Annotated in this window: 16 protein-coding genes; 3 read left to right on the top strand and 13 right to left on the bottom strand. The window is 50.9% G+C overall.

From position 1 onward, the window contains the following. Window positions 1–55: 55 nt before the first annotated feature. From TX85_RS04720 to TX85_RS04685, 8 genes are all read right to left on the bottom strand, one after another. Window positions 56–1,822 (bottom strand): glycoside hydrolase family 2 protein, encoded by a 1,767-nt coding sequence (locus TX85_RS04720; RefSeq protein WP_044477957.1) that lies wholly within the window; start codon window positions 1,820–1,822, stop codon window positions 56–58. Window positions 1,823–1,839: 17 nt separating this feature from the next. Next, the gene (locus TX85_RS04715; protein ID WP_044477956.1) at window positions 1,840–3,852 is read right to left on the bottom strand and encodes an alpha-L-arabinofuranosidase C-terminal domain-containing protein; all 2,013 of its coding nucleotides are present in this window, start codon (window positions 3,850–3,852) and stop codon (window positions 1,840–1,842) included. A 20-nt stretch (window positions 3,853–3,872) separates the two neighbouring features. Further along, on the bottom strand, window positions 3,873–4,769 hold the full coding sequence (locus tag TX85_RS04710) for a carbohydrate ABC transporter permease (protein ID WP_044477955.1): 897 nt from the start codon (window positions 4,767–4,769) through the stop codon (window positions 3,873–3,875). Between the two features lie 15 nt (window positions 4,770–4,784). After that, window positions 4,785–5,744 carry an ABC transporter permease gene (locus TX85_RS04705; RefSeq protein ID WP_044477954.1) on the bottom strand — a complete coding sequence of 320 codons (960 nt, stop codon included), beginning with the start codon at window positions 5,742–5,744 and terminating at the stop codon, window positions 4,785–4,787. A gap of 32 nt (window positions 5,745–5,776) precedes the next feature. Continuing rightward, on the bottom strand, window positions 5,777–7,351 hold the full coding sequence (locus TX85_RS04700; protein WP_044477953.1) for an extracellular solute-binding protein: 1,575 nt from the start codon (window positions 7,349–7,351) through the stop codon (window positions 5,777–5,779). A gap of 122 nt (window positions 7,352–7,473) precedes the next feature. After that, the gene (locus TX85_RS04695) at window positions 7,474–9,087 is read right to left on the bottom strand and encodes a response regulator (RefSeq protein ID WP_233500610.1); all 1,614 of its coding nucleotides are present in this window, start codon (window positions 9,085–9,087) and stop codon (window positions 7,474–7,476) included. Beyond that, entirely contained in the window at window positions 9,088–10,887 is a 1,800-nt protein-coding gene (locus TX85_RS04690; RefSeq protein WP_044477952.1) for a sensor histidine kinase, read from the bottom strand. Between the two features lie 63 nt (window positions 10,888–10,950). After that, window positions 10,951–11,829: an AraC family transcriptional regulator gene (locus TX85_RS04685; RefSeq protein ID WP_044477951.1), complete on the bottom strand. Its 879-nt coding sequence runs from the start codon at window positions 11,827–11,829 to the stop codon at window positions 10,951–10,953. A 103-nt stretch (window positions 11,830–11,932) separates the two neighbouring features. Here TX85_RS04685 and TX85_RS04680 point away from each other — a divergent pair, with 103 nt between their 5' ends. Continuing rightward, the gene (locus TX85_RS04680) at window positions 11,933–13,471 is read left to right on the top strand and encodes a sulfatase family protein (RefSeq protein WP_044477950.1); all 1,539 of its coding nucleotides are present in this window, start codon (window positions 11,933–11,935) and stop codon (window positions 13,469–13,471) included. A gap of 67 nt (window positions 13,472–13,538) precedes the next feature. On the opposite strand, the gene TX85_RS04675 is transcribed toward TX85_RS04680, so the two are convergent. Together TX85_RS04675 and TX85_RS04670 are read right to left on the bottom strand one after the other, a co-directional pair. After that, on the bottom strand, window positions 13,539–14,072 hold the full coding sequence (locus TX85_RS04675) for a chromate transporter (protein ID WP_044477949.1): 534 nt from the start codon (window positions 14,070–14,072) through the stop codon (window positions 13,539–13,541). A gap of 14 nt (window positions 14,073–14,086) precedes the next feature. After that, a complete protein-coding gene (locus TX85_RS04670; RefSeq protein WP_044477948.1) occupies window positions 14,087–14,722 on the bottom strand; it encodes a chromate transporter in 636 nt (211 codons plus the stop codon). Between the two features lie 317 nt (window positions 14,723–15,039). On the opposite strand from TX85_RS04670, the gene TX85_RS04665 reads away from it, so the two are divergent. Both TX85_RS04665 and TX85_RS04660 read left to right on the top strand, forming a co-directional pair. Further along, on the top strand, window positions 15,040–16,230 hold the full coding sequence (locus TX85_RS04665) for an ROK family protein (protein WP_044477947.1): 1,191 nt from the start codon (window positions 15,040–15,042) through the stop codon (window positions 16,228–16,230). 39 nt (window positions 16,231–16,269) lie between these two features. Continuing rightward, the gene (locus TX85_RS04660; protein ID WP_044477946.1) at window positions 16,270–17,526 is read left to right on the top strand and encodes an anaerobic sulfatase maturase; all 1,257 of its coding nucleotides are present in this window, start codon (window positions 16,270–16,272) and stop codon (window positions 17,524–17,526) included. 631 nt (window positions 17,527–18,157) lie between these two features. Here the strand turns inward: TX85_RS04660 and TX85_RS04655 are convergent. From TX85_RS04655 to TX85_RS04645, 3 genes are all read right to left on the bottom strand, one after another. Further along, window positions 18,158–19,165: an L-rhamnose/proton symporter RhaT gene (locus tag TX85_RS04655; RefSeq protein ID WP_233500609.1), complete on the bottom strand. Its 1,008-nt coding sequence runs from the start codon at window positions 19,163–19,165 to the stop codon at window positions 18,158–18,160. A gap of 159 nt (window positions 19,166–19,324) precedes the next feature. Continuing rightward, window positions 19,325–19,840: a nitroreductase family protein gene (locus tag TX85_RS04650; RefSeq protein ID WP_049894794.1), complete on the bottom strand. Its 516-nt coding sequence runs from the start codon at window positions 19,838–19,840 to the stop codon at window positions 19,325–19,327. Then, complete coding sequence (locus TX85_RS04645; RefSeq protein ID WP_233500727.1) at window positions 19,837–20,520, bottom strand: nitroreductase family protein; 684 nt, start codon at window positions 20,518–20,520, stop codon at window positions 19,837–19,839. The genes TX85_RS04650 and TX85_RS04645 overlap by 4 nt, the downstream gene beginning before the upstream one ends. Window positions 20,521–20,610: the final 90 nt, after the last annotated feature.

The following is a 20,610-nucleotide window of genomic DNA, read 5'->3' as shown; positions in this document are numbered from 1 at the left end:
TTGGATCTGCCATCCAACCGCTCAGCAAGGAGAGGTTTCTTTTGTCGCTTTGAAGTTACTTCAAGTTAATCGCCCTAATCTGCTCCAACGGGAATTTCGGCTTGCGGTCCTCTGCCAGCAGACCGTTGATCTCCTGCTGGACATCGGTAAGCTGGGTGTAGCAGAAGCCGCAAATATAGTCCACGCTCTTAATCGCCTGCACCAGGCCGTCAAAGCGTGCCAGGAACTCTTCATCCGTCTTGACCTGCTGTCCATAGCCCCAGCCCTTATCCGACTGGAAGGCGATCCCGCCGAACTCGGTGATCATGATCGGCTGGCCTTTATACTCGTAGCCGTCGGCAAGCGCATACTTCCATTTATTGCAGGTGGTCTCTTTGTTGACGATTGCATCCTTATTGTCCGCATACCGCTCCAGGAATTTCTCGCCGGTCTCCACATAGTCATGCAAGGTGATAATATCCGAGACCGTATGCTCCCAACCGTCATTCGTGATGACCGGGCGGTAAGGGTCATACGACTTGGTCAGATGGTAGATGCTCTCCGTGAATTTCTGCTGTCTCTGGTCATGCAGAATATAAGGGATTCCCCAGGATTCATTGAACGGCACCCAGGTAATAATGCTCGGATGATTATATTGCTGATGAACGATTTCCAGCCATTCCTTGGTGAAGTTCTCCACCGCATCATCATGAAATTCAAACGTCGCCGCCATTTCCGACCATACGAGGAGGCCTTTAACGTCACACCAGTACAGGAAGCGGGCGTCTTCAATCTTCATGTGCTTGCGCACGCCGTTATAGCCCATCTCCAGCATAAAGTCGATGTCGGCAATTAGCGCTTCCTCGCTCGGCGGGGTCAAATGGCTCTCTGTCCAGTAGCCCTGGTCCAGCATCAGCCGTTGATAGATTGGCACATTGTTGAGGAGTACCTTGCCCTTTTCGATCGATACCTTTCTCATGCCGAAATAGGATAGCACGCGATCCACAACGACATCATCCTGATACAGCACGAATTCTACATCATAGAGATTCGGCTGCTGCGGCGACCAGAAGCGTCTCTTCCAAGGTCCGTTCACTTCGTGCACCAGGTCCACTTCCACGCTCAGGCGAGGCCGGTCGATCACCAGGCTTACCGTCTTTACATGGCGGTCTTTCATCGTCACGATGGCTTCCAGTCTTAAGGTTCCCTTTGCCGTCTCCAGGCCGTGTACCCGATAATCGAAGGCTACTCTGGCATGATCGAGATCAGGGGTAATCTTCACTGTGTCAAGCCGCTGCTCCTCCACATATTCCAGCCAGACGGTCTGCCAAATGCCGGTGGTCTGCACATAGAAGCATTCGAAATTGTTCTTCGTCCACCGCTGCTTGCCCCGCGGCTGAGTGCAGTCGTCGCTGTCCTCTGCTTTCAGCGTGATGATATTATCCGCGCCGAAGGTCAGGTAAGGCGTAATATCGAAGGAAAATGCGGCATAAGCCCCCTGATGGCTGCCAGCCAACACGCCGTTCACCCATACCTTGGCGATATAATCCACAGCCTGAAAATGCAGGATTACCTGTTGTCCTTCCGCTTCCTGCGGAATCGAGACGCTCTTGCTGTACCATACCCGTGAATGGAATTCCTCGATGCCGATGCCGCTGGCCTGTGTTTCATACGTGAATGGAACAGTAATCTTATGCGTTCCTGCCAGCTGTTCCTGCCATTTTTCAATTTCCCCGACGTTATCGTCGTCAAAGCGGAAGTCCCATTCGCCGTTCAGATTCATCCATCTTTCGCGCACGAATTGGGGTCTTGGATAATCTTTGATATAACCCTTGGTTGTCATCTTGCTCCTCCTGAAAGTTATTTGGTTCTGATCTCCAGCGCATAGACCGATGCCGGACGCAGCGGATATCCCGCCTTCCAGGCTTCGAACGGAATGGAGCTGGACTTGCAGGAGATGCAATCCGGAGCAAAGACGGAATTAATATCCCACTCAGATTCTCCTGTAATTTCATAGAGCACGGTGTCTTTATCGGCTTGCAGTTCTCCAAGATCCAGAGCAGCAGTTACCTCTTTCAGGCTCCGATTGACGATAAACAAAGTGATCGTACTGCTGTCTTTATTCGTGCATGCCGCGACATCCAGATCCGGCAAGGCATCCAAATTGATCGGTGCCGGTTTGTTGGATTGAACAGCGAAGGTGCCGCACTCTACCTTTACCGGAAGCATGCGGGAAATATCGCGTCCCGCATAGAGCTTCATCACCTCATAGGTAGGCGTGCCGTATACCTTAAGCGGGTGTCCGCTCCAGCCCGGAACCTTGCCGCAATATTGATCCGCATAGTAGTCGCCAACGCGGATACAGCCTCCGAGCCACCCGTTGACAAGATCGGAGAAGCTTCCGATCTGCACAAGGTCGCTGGCCCGCAGCATTTCATTCAGGTTGGCTGCGTTAGCCACCGCCGCTCCAAGCGTATGCTCATCCGGCAATCCTCTGCGGATGTTATTCGGATAGTACATCGTATTGTATTCGGTAATAGCCAGCTTCACATGACAGTGCTTCAGATTCGCAAAAATCTGTTCTCTTGTCTCTTCCAGGTTGAGGCGGGTCCACTCTGAAAAGGCAGCCATCGCCTTATAGCGCTCATCCGCCGGCGTATTGCGGTCCATCCCGAAGCGGTTGTACCCGTGATACAAATGCAGGGTCAAATAATCGATATGCTCCCCCGCAATGTCAAGCACGGCCCGGTTCCATTCCTGATCGGTATGCCCGCATGCCAGAATGACAATCGAAGGGTCAATTTTCTTCATCGCTTTAATGATAGGAAGCATCCGTCTGGCAAATTGCTCTCCTGTTACATTTCCAACCTGCCAGGCTCCCCAAACTTCATTTCCAATCTCCCAATATGTTACGTTATATGGCTCAGGGTGTCCGTTAGCAGCCCGCTGCGCCCCCATCGGGGTATCCGTGCCGCCATTGCAATATTCCACCCATGCCGCCGCTTCTTCGGGTGTGCCTGAACCGTCATTCACACAAATCAGCGGCTCCACCTTCAACTCCCGGCAGAAGGCGATAAACTCATCTGTGCCAAAATATTTGCTGGTCCAGCCTCCCCAAGCCTCATTGAACATCACCGGACGCTCCAATACCGGTCCGATCCCATGCTCAAAATGGTAGGCGCTAATATAGTTGCCTGCGAGTCTCATCATGCCGGCATTCAAATCTCTGGTCATCTCAACCACTTCGCGCTTCACCATGCCGATATGGTCCTCCGGCAGCAAGGAAACATGGTCGATCCAGAGCATGCCCGTGGACACGCTATCCCTCCACCGGGGATGCTCGGACGGCACATACACCCGGAATTCCGCATCCGCACAATCTCTGCTGACGGATAGCACGGCTTCATATTCACGCCAGTTATGGCTGTTCACTTCTATGCGCTCCAGACCCAGACGTTCTTGATTGCTGCGATCCACGGCCTCGACGATCACATATTTGAACTCGATCGATGTGCGGATCACCAGCTTCACGGAATAATTCTTCGGTCCCTTCAGAGCAATCCGTTGGGCAATTCCCGCATAAGCCTCATCGTCGCTTAAGATACGAATACGCTGCGCGCGTCCCGAATGCTTTGGCGCTGAAGCCTCCAGCGCATACTTCGTATTGCGCCCATTCGTGTAAGCATACCAGCTTCCCGACACGCCGGAGGTTCCCTCCGCTTCGCTTTCAAAGTCCATGTCTTTCAACGGAAAGGCCAGCATGGCCTCCATGTGATCGCGAATGTCCTCTACAAAATGCCCGAACAAATAAGGATTAATTGTGTGCTCGCTGGCACTGTTGTCATTGATTGAAATCGTAGCTTTATTGTTCAATTTTATACCTCCGTTGCCATTTATCCTTTTATGGAGCCGATCATAACCCCTTTAACAAAATGCCGTTGCACAGATGGATACATAATCAGCACCGGCAGACTGGATACGATAATGACCGCATATTTTATACTTTCGGAGAGAAGAATCTTCTCCTCCATCCCGACATTGCCGCCGTCTACGCCTGCAGATTGGCTGATCATCAGGATTTCCCGAAGCACGAGCTGAAGCGGATACAAATCTTCCGTTCGGATGTAAATCAGAGCATTAAAGAACGCATTCCAATGGCCCACCGCGTAGAACAGCACCATAACTGCAATAATCGGCTTGGATAGCGGAAGAATGATGCTGATCAGCAGCCGCCAGTTGGAACAGCCGTCAATATGCGCCGCCTCCTGGAGCTCCCACGGAATACTGGATTGAAAATAAGTCCGCATGACAATCAGGTTATAGGTCGAGATGGCGCCCGGAATGATCAGCGCCCACATGGTATCGACCATTCCGAGGCTCTTAACCAGCAGGTAGCTTGGAATCAATCCCCCGCTGAAGAACATGGTCAGGGTGACAATCATCATCAGACCCTTGCGTCCCGGCAAATCCGGTCTGGATAATGGATAAGCGGCCAGCAAAGTCATGATGATGTTGATCAGTGTACCGACTACCGCATAGACAATCGAGTTGCGGTATCCGGTCCAAATTTTATCATTATGCAAAATGTTCGTGTACGCTTCAAGCGTCAGACCCTTTGGCAGCAGCCATACCTCTCCGTTCAGCACCCTGGCCGGGTCACTGAACGAAGCGCTGACCACAAACAGCAGCGGATAAAGAACGATGAGGATGATTACCGCAGCGATCAAATATACGATAACATCGAACAAGCGCTCGTCCGATGGACCTTTCAAAGATACTTCTCTAGACATTGTTCATCCCCTCCATTACCAAAGGCTCGTCTCTGATGTTTTTCTAGCAAACCTGTTCACCAGCAGCAGGAGCGTCAGGTTGATCAAGGAGTTGAAGAGCCCGATTGCCGCAGTGTAGCTGTATTCTCCCTTCAAGATCCCGGTGGTATATACGAAGGTAGAGATCACGTCGCTTGCTTCAAGGTTCAGGTTGTTCTGCATAAGCAGGATTTTCTCGAAGCCGATGTTCATGAATTGCCCGATGTCCAGAATGAGCAGGATAACAATCGTAGGGATGATCCCCGGCAACGATACGTGCCAGATACGCCGCATACGGGATGCACCGTCCATCTTGGCCGCTTCGTACAGCTGCGGATTGATCCCGCTAAGCGCCGCAATATAGATAATGGATTGCCAGCCCATATTTTGCCAAATATTAGAGCCGATAAAAATCGTCTTGAACCAGCCTGCCGATTCCATGAAGCGGGTTGGCGATCCGCCCAGAGCCTGGATCAGCATATTGATCGGACCATTCGTGGAGAGCAGGACAGTCAGAATACCTACAATAACTACAACGGAAATAAAGTGCGGAATGTAGGTGATATTTTGCAGCAGCTTGCTATAGCGTTTACTGCGAATTTCGTTAATCAGTAATGCAAGCATAATCGGTATTGGAAAGGCAACCAGCAGTGAAAACAGATTAATGGATAACGTATTCCAGAGCAGTCTCCAGAAATAATAGGAATCGAAGAAGCGTTGAAAGTTATCGAAGCCCACCCAGCTGCTGCCGAGAATTCCCTTGCCCGGATTAAAATTTTTAAATGCAATTTGCAGCCCGTAAAGCGGGCCGTAATGGAACAGCAAATACCATGTGATCGGCAATAACAGCATCAGATACAGATCGTATCTGCTGAGAATTTGCCTAATGAGGCGGTTGCCCCGTTCCGGTCGGAACTGGGGCACCGCGGCAGTCTCATGGATTTCTGCGTTCTTCATGAACATCCACTCCTATCCCATAGAGGTTCTGCCTATTTAGCCATTTTGTCGTAAGCGTCTTGATAGATTTGTTGAAGCTCTTCAATGTTCATCTTTTTAAGCGTGGATTGGAACTCTTCCCACTTGTCAAAGCTCAACGCACCCGCAATAAATTTCGTGCTTTGCTCTTCATAGTACTTATCGATATCATTGCGAAGCGTGTTCACCTTTTGAGCTGTTGCTTCATCGAACATTGGTGCCGCATAACGGATTTTCGGCATGAACGGAGTCAGCGTATCCTGCGCCTCCTGTACTTGCGGAGGGTTGATATACGAGCCGACATATTCACTGATCAGGTGAGGCGCGCCTCCGCCGGCATATGGTGTAAGCTTCGGCTGCGTCTCGGCTGTGGAGAATTCAGGCTTGTACGTTGGAATTCCATCCACCAGCTCATAATGCTCGCCTTCCCGGCCGAATCTGAGCAGGGTCGAGCCTTCATCACTGTAGAAATAGTCGATCCAGCGCATCGATACTTCCGGATACTTGTTCACCGAAGTGATGGCAAATGCGCCTTGGTCACGCGGCACAGGAGCTCCCTGGCTTTGCAGGCGGTCGCCATGCGGGCCTTCAAACGGTGCAATCCCTGTATATTGATCCGAGATTGGCAAGAAGTTGTTATTTGTCTGATCAAAGAAAATACCTGTATTTCCGGAGCCTTGTTTTGCCAAATATTGCGCTTCCGTGTGGGAGAATACTTCATGATCCAAGAGATTCTCCGCGTACAGCTTGTTCAAGAACATAAGCAATTCTTTGTTGCGCTCGCTGCCCATCCAGATTTCAACTTTATCGTCGTTAATATTAATGTTATAGCCGAATTGCTGGTCCAGTCCGAACGAGCCGCTCATCGCAACGACAATAGGAAGTCCGGTACGGGCCGTAAGCGGAATTTCATCCTGCTGTCCGTTCCCGTTCGGGTCCTGATCACGGAAGGCAACCAATGCGTCATACAGTTCATCAAGAGTCTCAGGCACCTTCAGGTTCAACTTCTCCAGCCAGGCCGTATTGATCCATCTCTTGTCCGTCCGGGCTGCATCCAGCGTAACAATCCCCGGAATTGTATAAATGTGTCCCTCGGGCGTCGTAATCGATGCACGGATTTCCGGGTATTCTTCCATCAACTTTTTAAGATTCGGAGCATATTCCTCAATCAGATTCTCCAGCGGAATCAGTTGTCCGCCAGATCCGTAACGAACGGCTTCCAATGGTGTAATATTTGAGCGATACATGATGTCAGGCAATTCATTGGATGCGAACAGCAGGTTCTTCTTCTCGGCAAAGCCGTCTGTCGGCGCTTCGATGAATTCCATTTGGACATTGCTCAATTTCTCGTAATCCTGGAACACCGGCATGTCCTTAAAAGGACCATTGACAGGAGCGATACGTGTAAACATTTTTAGCTTCACTGGCTCCTGCACAATCGGAAATCCATCCTTACTCACCGTCAACTCCTCACCCGATCCCTGAGTGGCGGCTTCCTTGTTGCTGTTTCCGCCCGTGCTGCAGCCTCCGAGCGCGAGAGCAGCAATGATCATCAAGCTCATCGCCGTTCTTCTCCATTGTCTTTGCATTACTAATTGACCTCCTTCATCTTGTCGCTTTCCTTTGTCATGTAAGCGTTTCCCGTGATGTGAATTTATTATAATGCAGTCGTCCAAACTGCAAATTCCACATATATGACTATTTACTATACTTATTTTACGGAATCATCCCGACCGGACGGACGTGCCACATAAGCATGGGGAGTCATCCCCGTCAGCTCCTTGAATACCTTGAAAAAATAGTTATAGGTCGTAAAGCCGACCTGGCTGCTGATCTGCTTGATCGAATACTTTCCGCTCTCAAGCAGCTTGCAGCTCGCATCAATGCGAACCCGGTTTACATATTCGGAAAAGGTCATCTGAGTCTCCTCTTTGAATATTCTGCTTAAATAGGAGGGGTTAAGGCCAATAGCTCCCGCTGCCAGCTCCAGCGTAATGAAGCTGGGATATCGTTCGAGAATAAGCAAAATCGTCTGTGACACATGCCGGGAGTAGGGACCGGCAGCTTGGCGCTGGCGAAGCAAATTCAATAACTGGTCGAAATAATCGTACAGCCACGCCTCCAGCCCCTCCATGCTCCCAAGCCTTCCAAGCTCCTCGCGAGACGGCAGCTCTTCCGATCCGCCCGCCTCCCGCGGAAGCGCCTTCTCTCCGATGGACAGCAGCTCGCTGATCATCATCTGGACGCTCTGCGAATGAAGCGGATGCTTTCGAATCGCAGCGAACACCGCTGCGAGCGAACGCTGCACGCCTTCCTTATCCAGCCGCTCCATGGATAGAAGTAGCTGCTTCTGCTCCTCAATCGTTAAGGAGAGCCGGGAAGTATTTGCCGGACTCGCCGTAGTCTCCTTCAAGGAGGGAGTCGCATCAATGACCCGCTCAGCAGCATGGTAGCTCGCTTCAAGCCTGGCCAGGCCGCCGCAGATATGACCCACCGCATACGTACATTTCAGATTCAAGAACAGCTCCAGCGAATGTATAACATGACTCATCAAGCGTTCCGCTTCACTGGAGGCAGCTTGCTCGCTTCTATTTTTGAACGCAAAGATCACAGCCAAACGACCGTTCTCGACGTAGACAGCCAGACTCTCCGACGGATCCCCAAGGGTTTGCTGCGTAAGCTCCACAGCTTGCCGGACCAGTCGATTCGTCTGCACATCACTTTGGGATCCGGTGAGCAGGAGGAAAGGAATAATTTGTACTGCCGCCGCCGCATAGCACACAGCGCCCTCGAAAAATCGATGCCGAGCGACATAAGCTTGAAGCTCCTGAGCGGCGCCGGGCTTTCCTGTAAGCAGATGTGACAGGTACTCGCGCAGCAGCTCATTCCTCCGGCTTTCTCCTTCCACTTCTTGTGCAGATTTGGAGGAAACTGCCGTATTCGCCTCCTCCAGCTCCTTAACAGCCCGGTTCATAATCGTGATGAGCGACTGCTCATTCAGCCGATGCTTCAGCAGATAATCCATGGCGCCATTTCTCAAGCACTCGCGCACATAATCATAATCATCATAGCTGCTAAGCATGATCGTCACGATCTCGGGATAGCGCCGCCGAATTTCTCCCTGAAGCTCCACCCCATTCATTCCGGGCATATTAATATCGATAATGGCAATCTGCGGCCGGATCCTCTCAATAAGCTGGAGGGCCATCGAGCCGCTGTAGGCTTCACCGCATAGTTCGAACCCGTAATGCTCCCACTCGATCATGGTCCAAAGGTGGTGATGAACCAATGCTTCATCATCTACAATCAATACCTGATACATCATTCAGTTCACCTCTTGGGGTAGTTTGGGGGCTGCGCCTAATTTCGGAAACCTGATTTCGACCTTCGTATAAAGTCCTTTCTCGCTAAACAGCTTGACACCGTAGGGTTCGCCGTACATCAGACGAATACGCTCATGCACATTTCGCACCCCCATGCCGCTAAAGCGTGACGGACTCTCCTCCTTGTCTGCTTCTCCGAGCAATGAATCCATCTTTTCCTGGGACATTCCCGGGCCATTATCCATAACTTCAATCAATAGATCACCGCCATCCTCATAGACCCGAATCAGGATGAGCCCTTCCTTTTGCAGAGCGTTGATTCCATGCTGGACGGCATTCTCCACAATCGGCTGCAGCATCAGCTTCAGCACCCTGCATTGCAGTAGAGCATCATCCTCCACCTGAATTTGAACCGGAATCGGTCCCATATATTTGTATTTCACAATGGATATATAGCAATTGACATAATCCAATTCCTCCCTGACCGTAAGGAACTCACTGGAGTTTCCGAGTACGCCTCTCATCAGCTCGATTAAGGAGCCGGATACCTCTTCGATATTGGGTACGGAATTCAGATGGGCCAAATATTTGATCGTATTAAGGGAATTGTAGAGAAAGTGCGGACGGATCTGGGCCTGTAATGCGGTCAGCTCCGCCTCCCGCTTCGCCTGTTCACTGATCCGGATGTCCTGCATCAATCGCTTCAGCTCATCGATCATGCTGATGAACACCCGGTACAGATCGCCAATTTCATCCTTCGTCTTGATTTCAGCATGGGGAAGCGATAAATTTCCATCCTTGACCCGCATCATCATGGTCTTCAGACGGCGGATTTGCAGGGTTGTCCGCGATGACAGCTGAAGTGCGCCTAACAGCACCACGGCAAAAATAATAATTGCGACCTCGATCAGCAGATTGCGGATTCTTGCAGACTCGCTCAACAGAGAGTCGAGAGGAATAAAGGCTCGCGTGATCCATCCGGTATGCTCGGAACGGCGGCTGACGACAATGTAGGATTTGCCGTCAATGGTCCGCTCTTCCGCCTCCTTGATCTCGGAAGCCTGGGGATTGCGATAGATGATATCCTCCATTTGGGGAGAAAGCGAAGCCGGTGCGGAATCAGACTGGTACACCAGCTCCATCCGTTCGTCCAGAACATAAAGCACGCTGTCCGCCGTCGGCTTTACCCCGTAAGTATTGCGGATGAAGTCATATTTCATGTCAACCATGACAACTCCAATCGTCTCCCGGTTATAACGAATGACCCGTCCTACGGAAATCGCGTCCGAAGTGCCTGTCTGCTTGAAATAAGCATGTCGCTCCCCGTTGTCCAGCATGAATTTCATCGTGCTCGTCTCCAGAAAATTGCGGTCGATCCACGGGCTGCCTGTAAAGAATACCTTTCCGTTCAACCCGATCACTGCGATCCGCGAAATATAAGGCTTATAGCCGATCAGACCGGACAAGAAATCATTGATCTGCTTCTGTTCCAGGAACCATTCATAGCTGATCTCCTCGCTGGGGCTCAGTACGGTATCGATGACCGTATTCTTGTTGGTAACCGCAACCGTATTGAGCCGATCAATCTCCTCCAGCATCAGGTTCAGCGTTTCATCCGCCTGGCGGATACTATCCTCCACGGAGGTTATTGCATTATGTTTGATTGTGTCCCGCATATTGACATAGATAATAACCGTGATCGTCACGATCGAGAGCAGGCTGAGCAGCCCGAAGGTCATGAAGATTTTCCCCTGAATACCCAGCTTCAGTGAAATTTTATTGCGAATCGATGTGATGGACATTTCAACCACTCCCTTGCGGAGAAAATCAATTGCGAAAGCGTTATCAAAAAACATCTGATAAAATTAATTGCTGCCGGAAGCTCTGACATAGAGCGGCGTCGTCTTATAATAGGCCTTGAATGCCCGGGTAAACGTATACAAGTTCGGATAACCGAGGGAAAGCGCAATTTCCGTGACGGTCGCATCCGTGCCGACAAGCAGTTGTTTCGCCTTCTCCATCCGTATGTGCTGAATATACTTTTGCGGAGATACGCCTACCTGATTGGTGAAGGCATTCGAGAAGTACGAACGATGAACTCCGGCAAAAGAAGCCACCTGCTGAACCGAAATCCCCTCCGTAGCATGAAGATCCATAAACTCCATACATTCGCGAATCCATCCGGCAGGCTCCGAATCATGTCCGCGGGACGCTGGCGGCATCAGCCCGGACAATATTTCGCAGGCCAGTCCTTGAAGCTCCAAGGAAAGAGCCGGATTCCACCGTTCAAACTTCGCCATGGAAGCAAGCATACGCTCTGCCGCAAGCTTAAGCTGAGGCGTAACACGCTTCATACTGTAGGGCTTCTCCGGTGTCAGTCCTGCCAGCTTCAATAAGCTCAAAATCCGGCTGCCGTCCAGCGCAATCCAATTCATCTGCAGCGGTGCTTCCCCCGGGATCGTATAATAATGATAAGTTTGATTCGGAAACAGACAGAATAAATCATCCTTGCCGAGCTCGGTTCGCTGTCCCTCAAACTCCAGGACGACTGTTCCCTCCAGGATCAGATGAAGGCTAAAGCATTCGATCCGCTTGGGTCCTACCTGATAATTCGGCTTGGCAATCGTTCGTCCCGCCCGAACGGGCCATAGCTGTCCTTCCCGGTCCAGATCGCCAGGCGTGTAATAGATAAAGTCGGCATATTCATGTTCATATTCCTGTAACTCCCTTAACCTTACAGACATCCTACTTCCCCCAATATCTAACAAAATGACAACCCCAACCTAACACTAAGCTATTTGAAAATCACGTACAATTCAATATTATCATAATAGGAGGCGATAAGAATTGTCTAGTAGACCTAACATTTTACTAATTACAAGCGACCAACAGCACTGGAATACGATCGGCGCTTTCCAATCCGAGATCTCTACCCCTAATCTGGATCGTCTGGCTCAGCAAGGAACGACCTTTGGCCGCGCCTACTGTCCGAATCCAACCTGTACGCCGAGCCGTTCCTCGATCATTACCGGCATGTATCCAAGTCAGCACGGCGCCTGGACACTGGGAACCAAGCTGCTCGAGGACCGGCATACGGTTGGCGAGGATTTCAGCAAGGCCGGCTATCAGACCTCCTTGATCGGCAAGGCCCATTTCCAGCCTCTGAAGTCTACCGAGGAATACGATTCGAAGGAGGCTTATCCGATTCTTCAGGATCTGGAATATTGGAAGGGCTTTAACGAATCCTTCTACGGATTTGACCATGTGGAGCTGGCACGAAATCATACAAATGAAGCTCATGTCGGCCAACATTACGCCTTGTGGCTTGAGGAGCAGGGCTGCCACAACTGGAGAGACTACTTCCTCCCTCCGACCGGCACAATGGATCCGTCTGTTACTTACAAATGGCCGATCCCGGAGAAATATCACTACAACACCTGGATTGCCGAGCGGACCAATGCGCGGCTGGAAGAGCATCAGCAATCGGATGAACCCTTCTTCCTCTGGGCAAGCTTCTTCGATCCCCATCCGGAATATTTGGTGCCTGAGCCCTGGGATACGATGTATGATCCGGATCAGCTTACCATACCGGGGCTGGTGCCCGGGGAGCATGATAAGAACCCGCCTCACTTCGGCATGACACAGGAGGACAACCCCGACTTCTCCCATTGGATGGAGACCGGGTTCGGCATTCATGGCTACAGGTCTCATCACTATTATGAATACGGGGATAAGGCAAGACTGACCGAGTATGACAAGAAGAAGCTGGTCGCCGTCTATTACGGCATGATCAGCATGATGGACAAATACATCGGTAAAATTCTTGACAAGCTCGACGCACTAGGGCTAGCCGACCATACGCTGGTCGTGTTTACGACGGACCACGGACACTTCTTCGGACAGCATGGTCTTCAAGCCAAGGGCGGCTTCCACTATGAGGACCTGATCAAGCTCCCGTTCATCGTCCGCTATCCCGGACATGTCCCGGCCGGCAGATGGTCCGATTCCATTCAATCACTCGTCGACCTTGCTCCAACCTTCCTGTCCTTTAGCGGTCTTCCGATTCCGCCTACCATGACCGGGGTTGACCAGAAGGACGTATGGCTCGGACGCAAGAGCCAGGCTCGTGATCATGCCATCTGCGAATTCCGGCATGAACCGACAACGATACACCAGAAGACTTATGTGGATGCACGGTACAAAATAACGGTCTACTATAATCAGACCTACGGGGAGATCTTTGATCTCCAGGAGGATCCGAACGAGCTTCACAATCTGTGGGATGAGCCGGAGTACGCGAAGCTCAAGACCGAGCTGTTACTGAAATATGCATGGGCCGAGCTCGGGAAAGAGCCGTTGCCGATGCCGAGAATTCATCACGCCTGATGAATCATAATGAAGCAAAAAAAGCGTGGGCCAAGGGTGTATCCCTTCGCTCACGCTTTTTATTTTTTTAAAATAGTACAATTCCCGCTATAGCAGACAAAAGAATAACGCCAAACGGATGCACCTTATACTTCATAACCAGCAGCAGACAGCCGCCGCAGATCAGAAGCATCCCTGCCATGGACCAACTGAGCCAGCTCTCCGTACGGCCGCTCAGGCCAAAGTGGATCGCTGCATAAATAATCAATCCGGTCACAATCGGACGCAGCCCGTAGAATGAGGAGCGCACCCAACGGTTCCCCTGCAGCCGCAGGAAGAACGCCGCAATCAGGATAACGATCATTAAGGAAGGTAAAATAATGCCGAGGGTTGCTGCAATTGCCCCAAAAATACCTGCCTCCGAGTATCCGATCAACGTGGCCGTATTCGTAGCGATGGAGCCGGGGGCCATTCCCGCCAGTGAGACGATTTCCTGAAATTCCGTATTTCCGATCCAGCCCTTGTCGGAGACCTCGCGTTGAATTAAGGTAATGACCGCATAACCGCCGCCAAAGGAAATTAACCCCACCTTGAAAAAAACAATAAATAATTGCCACAGCATGTGATGACCACCCTTTAGATGTAGTATTCAGGAAATTGCAGCTCGTGGTGTTGTTCAGGTCTTGTCTTCTCGGTCTTCACACTCATCCCGCGCTTTTGCTTGAACAGCACAACAAGAATTCCAATGATCGGTCCGCCAAGAATCAAATAGAAGGAATGGATCCCGGTGAACAGCAGAAGGATTAACGATACCGCCGCCAAAATCAAGGTGGCTGCATCCAGAATCGCCGTTTTCCACATCTTTTTGGCAGCTACAATAATCAGGGCGACTACCGCGGCATGAATCCCCTTCAGCGCGGCTTGCACCTTTCCATGATCCTTAAACATGAAGCTCAAATAGCTAAGGAGGAAGACGATCAGGAAGGTTGGGAGCGTAATCGCGATGACGGCCACCAGCGCACCTGCAACTCCGCCGAGCCGATAGCCGATAAATGCCGCACTGTTCACCGCCACTCCGCCTGGAGCCGAGCCGGATACAGAGATCATATCGCCCATCTCCTCCTCGTTCATCCAGCCCTTCTTTTGTACGATTTCCTGTTCAATAGTCGCAATCATCGCATACCCGCCGCCAAAGGTGGACGGTCCAATTTTGAAAAACACTTTAAAAATACGCCATAGCAAATCCAACCTTTGAAACAGACCCTGCTTCATTTCATTTCACCCTTCAATCTTATGTCTTCGTATACGTGTAATGATTCTATAGAGGTAGCTCAAAAACTCAGCTTTTGAGCTTGAACTATTATCAGTTTAACATAATTAATTTCATTTTGGATTAAAGTTATAAAATTAATTGTAAAAATTCCGTTATTACCTCATAATCAAACTATGTATTCAGCAAATTCGGTGTTAAAAAGTTTATTTTTGGAATTAAGTTTATTATTCTGATGAAAATAGCTGGAAATAAACGAGAGAGGTCGCTATACTTTTAGTATCCCGACTAATTAACTTGGAAATGGAGAAAAGCTGTTATGATGCCTCATTCCAATCCATCAATAAAAAAACAGGTTTATGACCGGATTTCCTATCTCGGAACGGCCTCTAAAGCCGATTTGCTGAATGTGTTTCCCCTGACCAGCAGCAGCATGACGCGTCTGTTGGACGAAATGACAACACAACAACTGATTGTTGTCTCTGGTCTTGGCAGCTCTACAGGGGGGCGAAAGCCCATCCTGTTCCAGACAAACCCGCAGTACCGTTATATCTTCGGGCTGGAGATCTCGCGAATTTATTCCTCCCTCGGGCTGTATGACATGCACCTGAATCCTCTGTCCATGACCAGATGGGAGATGGATCGCAGCATGTCTCCTGAACTGCTTGCCACTCACGTTACAAACAGTGCCAAGGAGTTTCTTAGCGAGCACGGCTTGTCTTCCAAGGACGTGCTGGGTATGGGAATCGGAGCGGTGGGACCGCTGGATCAGAGCAAAGGAATGATTCTCGAGCCCGAGTATTTTCCTTCCGCTTCATGGAGTCATGTCCCGATCTGCGGCATGCTGGAGGAACGGCTGCATATCCCCGTCAAGCTGGATAACGGAGCGAATACGGCCTTGATCGGCGAACACTGGGCATTAAGAAATCAGAATTATCAGCATATTCTCTATGTTCATGCGGGAGTAACGATTCGTTCCGCCATGATGTCCGGAGGCCAGATTGTGCGCGGCGCCGTAGATACAGAAGGCGCTGTCGGTCAAATGATTATCCAGACCAACGGGCCCAGACTGCATGGAAAGGGCAATTACGGAGCACTCGAAGCCTTCGTATCCGTTCCTTCTTTGGAGGAGCGGGTTCGGACTCAGTTAAAGATCGGACGCAGCAGCGTTCTCGCGGAAATCCCTGCGGAACGCGTGAATTTTGCTACCCTGACCGAAGCGCTTGTGCTAGGAGATACTCTGGTCAAAGAGCAGTTTGCGGAAACTGCTGCTTATCTGGGCATTGGTCTGGCAAATCTCATCAATGCGCTTCATCCGGAATGCGTTATTTTGGGCGGACCATTGGTAGGAGCGCATCAACTTGTATTCGAAACCTCCGTGGAGGTTGCTAAAAAAAATACGTACCATTATCCCGAATATAGCCCTGTTTTTACGCAAGGGCGGCTCAAAGAAGAGGCGTTGGCAACCGGCGCAGCCGTGATGCTGCTGCATGAATGGGAAGGCGATTAATGAGCCGGGTTGCCAAGCCGCAGAACAGGAGGAACCATCATGAGCATCGGTTGTTCACCAAGCGGCCGCTCCGGGATCGGAGTCATGTGGAAGACGGTATCCGAAGCATGCAACTTGGCTTGCGATTATTGTTATTACAGCACTTGCGGAGGAAAGCCCGGCAAAAACATCAACCGGATCGATTCCGCCGTCTTGGATAAATTTATCAAGGACTATATGCAATACAGCCGGGGCAGTGCCAGCTTCGCCTGGCAGGGCGGTGAGCCGCTGTTGGCCGGTTACGAGTTCTTCGAGGAAGTCGTATACCGCCAGGCGCTTTATGCTCCTCCCCATACCGTGATCAGCAACTCCTTGCAGACCAACGCCACTTTGATTGATGACCGCTGGGCCTCCTTTTTCAAAACCTATCACTTTCTGGTCGGCGTCAGTCTGGATGGACCGCAGCATATTCATGATGCAAGGCGGGTCAATGCCGCAGGAATAGGCAGCTTTCACCGCGTAATGGCCGGGATCGATCATCTTCGGAGGCATGGAGTCGATTTCAATATCCTGACCGTCATTCATAAAGGGAATGTGGATAAGGCCAAGGAGCTGATGTCCTTTTACCGGGAGCAAGGCTTTTCGTTCGTTCAGTTCATTCCCTGCATGGATTTCAGAGCCCAGCAGGTGGACATGCCTGGAGTGTATGAAATCTCTCCCCAGGAATATGGAGATTTTCTGTGCGAGGTGTTTGACGAATGGTTCCAGGAGGGGAATCCGGACGTTTCCGTGCGCTTCTTCGATAACATGCTCAGCGTCTACCTGAATCGGGAGGCCGAATCCTGCGTGCATCGGGCCTCCTGTCCGACAAGTCTCATTCTGGAGCAGAACGGAGACGCCTTTCCTTGCGATTTCTACATCCATGAGGATTGGAAGGTCGGCAATGTCGGCGAGCATTCGATCGCAGAGATTCTTGCCCACCCTAATTATCGGCGCTTCCATCAAATGAAGCCGGCCCTGGCGGAAAAATGCCGATCCTGCGAATGGCAGCGGCTGTGCTATGGCGGCTGTCCCCGGAACCGCAAATGGAATCCAGAGGGCGATCAATCCAGCCCCGATTATTTCTGCCAAAGCTACATGCAGGTGTACGCCTACGCCGACGAGAAAATGCGCCAGCTGGGCGACCGGCTGCGCCGCGAGCTGTATGAAAGGAATGTACGCGAGATATTCAAGGGCAAGCCGCCCGGACGAAATGATCCCTGCGCTTGCGGAAGCGGCAAGAAGCATAAGTCCTGCTGTGGAGTAATGTCTGGCTGAACTCATAGTAGAGGGTGTCCCGTAGGAGATTCTTAGGCCACCATGATGAGGTAGAAAAATGCTAGCCTGGGCGGTCACGCTATAATTTTAGTGCCGAATGGCACTAAAATTATTGGCTGGTGGCTCATGCGGAAAAATAAGTGCCCAAAGGCATTATAATTCCTCGCGTGCGTGCTACTGCGCCGATTTTAATGCATAAAGGCATTATAATTCCTCGCGTGCGTGCTACTGCGCCGATTTTAATGCATAAAGGCATTATAATTCCTCGCGTGCGTGCTACTGCGCCGATTTTAATGCATAAAGGCATTATAACTCCTCGCGTGCGTGCTACTACGCCGATTTTAATGCATAAAGGCATTATAATTCCTCGCGTGGGGCCCTCATGCGTCGATTTTAATGCTTAATCGCACTAAAATTCCTTACATGGGCGCTCAGGCGACGATATTAATGCCGAATCGCACTAAAATTGCTGGTCTGGTGTCGGTGCTCATGCCAAGCGCGGGCGTCCATACGAGCATGTCTTGCTCCTTTTGTTGCTCATATGCACTAATAATACTGCAAGGCGTAGCTGCCGCACAGGAAAAGGGCGTCCCTGAATATTTCGGGGACGCCCTCGTTACGTTCTCCTCGTTCAAGCAAAGCTATTTGCAATGCCAACCACAATCCATGACACGATGAGAATACCATTTCCTAGCATCAACTGCTTCTTCGGCTCCGGAAATCCCCTCCATTCCCCATCCTTCAAGCCCCATGCATTACTGATAATGAGAGCCAGTCCGTTAAAGGCTAACCAGCCTACACTGGAGCCGATCGGTCCAAGCATGACCGTTGCCTTGGCATAGAATCCGAGGGCGAGGAACCAGATTAGCGAGGTAAGCAATGCTTTGGCATAGGCTTTAGAGGATCCAGGCTTGACGTAATCCCGGTAGGAACGATTCTTTACCAATCGATAAGCGGCGTAAGCAAAATTCGCTACAAATCCCCCGGAAAGGGTGATCACCCAAGGGATCAGACTGGCGCTCAGCTCGGAGACCCCGTGCCCGGCAGCGATCTCCAATGTCCGGTTTGCATAAGCAAAGCCGATATTCATGGCCGCCGATCCGAGACCGGCCACGGAGGCCATCATAAGACCCTTGGATAAAGGCTTCGCCGGAGCGGCTTGTCCGTCTTGAGCTGCTTGCTGTTGACTCATTCTTTTTTCCTTATCCAGCCCGGCCTTGGTAATCATAACGACTCCGCCCAGCATAATCACCATACCGCCAAGCAGCAAGCTGAATGAGAGCGCGGGAGGTACATTTCCGAACAGAATCAGTGGAATCAACGAGCCCAAAGAGGCTGAAATCCCCATATTGACTCCATAGGTCAGCGATACGCCGATTGTATCCACCGCCTTGCCGAACAATACCGAGCTAACTCCCCAGATCAGACCGCATAGAGAGGCCAGACCAAGCACCCTTGCGGGAGTCTCACGGATATAACTCATAAAATCCGGTACCTCAATCCAGGTCCACAAAATAGGAATAATCAGAATTCCTGCCACGGAGAACACGACCCAGAAGGCTTCCCAGGAAAAGGGCTGATACTTCTTCATCCCCAGCCCGAAGCTACCTTGAAAAAAACAAGCCAGTAACAAAACCATAAAACCGGTTAGCAATTATTTTCTCTCCCCCCAGCCTGATCAGCAAGGCCGACAGACTCATATGCACAACAAATCAAATATATAAAGCGGAAGAGAAATTAGCAACCATTATAATTAGTAGAAAAATCCGAGAATATGTGTAACTCACCAACACCGCATCTACAAAACTTCGATTCTTACAGGCTTCTTTCCGGATGCCAAGGCGATTCCGTCCTCAATATGACCAAGCCCCAGCACACCGGCTATTCGCTCGTTCGCCTCCAGCTTCACTGCAAAGCTTAAGTCCTCGCACCCCGTATGAGGGGGCAGAATCCAGCTCATCCCCAGACCATTCGCCGCCGCAAGAATCTGCAAATTCTGAATCAGGCAGCAAGCCGCAGCAAAATCATCCTTCTCTTCTCGAGGTGTCTTCGGCACAGATGCCACGACAATGAGGCAAGCCGGGGCAGTTCGGATCAGTTCTCTCAAATCACCCTGTGTTGACGGGTCCACCGTATCTTCCAGACTGCTTCGGCAGGCAGCGTCTATCCATACAAACCGCCAGGGCTCGCGCAAATGATGATTTGGCGCCCACACCGCTTCCTCAAGAAGCGCTAACACCTGCTCCGCGGCAACGGGCCGTTGGCCATGCCACTTGTACTCCTGAATCTGCTCCATAGCAAGCTGTATACTCATCTTGTCTGCTTCTCCTCTCTCCGGGCGTTCTCCAGCACCGTCCATCTTTCGAAGGCAGACTTGCGCATCTTGCCTTTCGGGATTTTGTCATATTCTCCGAGGTACAGCAAACACACAAGCCGTTCGTCAGCAGCAAGTCCAATGCCGCTGAATAGCGCTTCATGTCCAATAACCGGCTCCGTATTCCATACCAGCCCTAGCTTTCGCTCCCACGCAAGCAGCGTAAAGCCATGTATCATCGCGCTGGCAGCGGCCAGTTGCCTGTCATTGAACGACGGATCGTCCGTTTCTCTCCGAATGACAGCTACTATGGCCGGAGTCTTCGCCACCTGTTCGGCTAACGTCTGCAGCAATTTCCCCGGGATCCAGCGATACAGGCCCTGATTGCTATAGGCGGCCATGATCGCTGCAGTTGTCTGGCGCTTCCCTTCCTCGGTAGCAAATATAACAAACCGCAGCGCCTCAGGGTCATACTCCAATGTCACTGCGCGCTCTGCCAGCCTGAACATCGCCTCCAGCTCCTCTCCGGACAAGGCGCGTTTCGCAAATCTGCGAATCGTTCTTCGCTCGCGGATCACTTTTGCCGCCGCTAGAGAGATTTCCGGCTGCAAGTTTAGCTCCTCCATCGTTTCATCCCCTTTGTGCTCATCTACAACGAGTATACAGCGAATGATAATCATTATCAATTAAAATAGGCCTCCTATTCGCATAAACCTACGAAATAGACTATAAACAAAGACGGCGTCTCCGTGGGCTGCACGAAAAACGCC

This window comes from Paenibacillus antibioticophila (assembly GCF_000455265.1).
Classification (GTDB): domain Bacteria; phylum Bacillota; class Bacilli; order Paenibacillales; family Paenibacillaceae; genus Fontibacillus; species Fontibacillus antibioticophila.
This window is presented reverse-complemented; position numbering and strand designations above follow the sequence as displayed.

What these genes read in the sequence shown, in the direction of transcription:
- TX85_RS04675 (WP_044477949.1), bottom strand. Translation starts at nt 14,072, where the DNA reads ATGCTGTGGCAATTATTTATTGTTTTTTTCAAGGTGGGGTTAATTTCC.
- TX85_RS04655 (WP_233500609.1), bottom strand. Translation starts at nt 19,165, where the DNA reads ATGGTTTTGTTACTGGCTTGTTTTTTTCAAGGTAGCTTCGGGCTGGGG.
- TX85_RS04685 (WP_044477951.1), bottom strand. Translation starts at nt 11,829, where the DNA reads ATGTCTGTAAGGTTAAGGGAGTTACAGGAATATGAACATGAATATGCC.
- TX85_RS04710 (WP_044477955.1), bottom strand. Translation starts at nt 4,769, where the DNA reads ATGTCTAGAGAAGTATCTTTGAAAGGTCCATCGGACGAGCGCTTGTTC.
- TX85_RS04670 (WP_044477948.1), bottom strand. Translation starts at nt 14,722, where the DNA reads ATGAAGCAGGGTCTGTTTCAAAGGTTGGATTTGCTATGGCGTATTTTT.
- TX85_RS04645 (WP_233500727.1), bottom strand. Translation starts at nt 20,520, where the DNA reads ATGATTATCATTCGCTGTATACTCGTTGTAGATGAGCACAAAGGGGAT.
- TX85_RS04705 (WP_044477954.1), bottom strand. Translation starts at nt 5,744, where the DNA reads ATGAAGAACGCAGAAATCCATGAGACTGCCGCGGTGCCCCAGTTCCGA.
- TX85_RS04660 (WP_044477946.1), top strand. Translation starts at nt 16,270, where the DNA reads ATGAGCATCGGTTGTTCACCAAGCGGCCGCTCCGGGATCGGAGTCATG.
- TX85_RS04700 (WP_044477953.1), bottom strand. Translation starts at nt 7,351, where the DNA reads ATGCAAAGACAATGGAGAAGAACGGCGATGAGCTTGATGATCATTGCT.
- TX85_RS04650 (WP_049894794.1), bottom strand. Translation starts at nt 19,840, where the DNA reads ATGAGTATACAGCTTGCTATGGAGCAGATTCAGGAGTACAAGTGGCAT.
- TX85_RS04690 (WP_044477952.1), bottom strand. Translation starts at nt 10,887, where the DNA reads ATGTCCATCACATCGATTCGCAATAAAATTTCACTGAAGCTGGGTATT.
- TX85_RS04720 (WP_044477957.1), bottom strand. Translation starts at nt 1,822, where the DNA reads ATGACAACCAAGGGTTATATCAAAGATTATCCAAGACCCCAATTCGTG.
- TX85_RS04695 (WP_233500610.1), bottom strand. Translation starts at nt 9,087, where the DNA reads ATGATGTATCAGGTATTGATTGTAGATGATGAAGCATTGGTTCATCAC.
- TX85_RS04665 (WP_044477947.1), top strand. Translation starts at nt 15,040, where the DNA reads ATGATGCCTCATTCCAATCCATCAATAAAAAAACAGGTTTATGACCGG.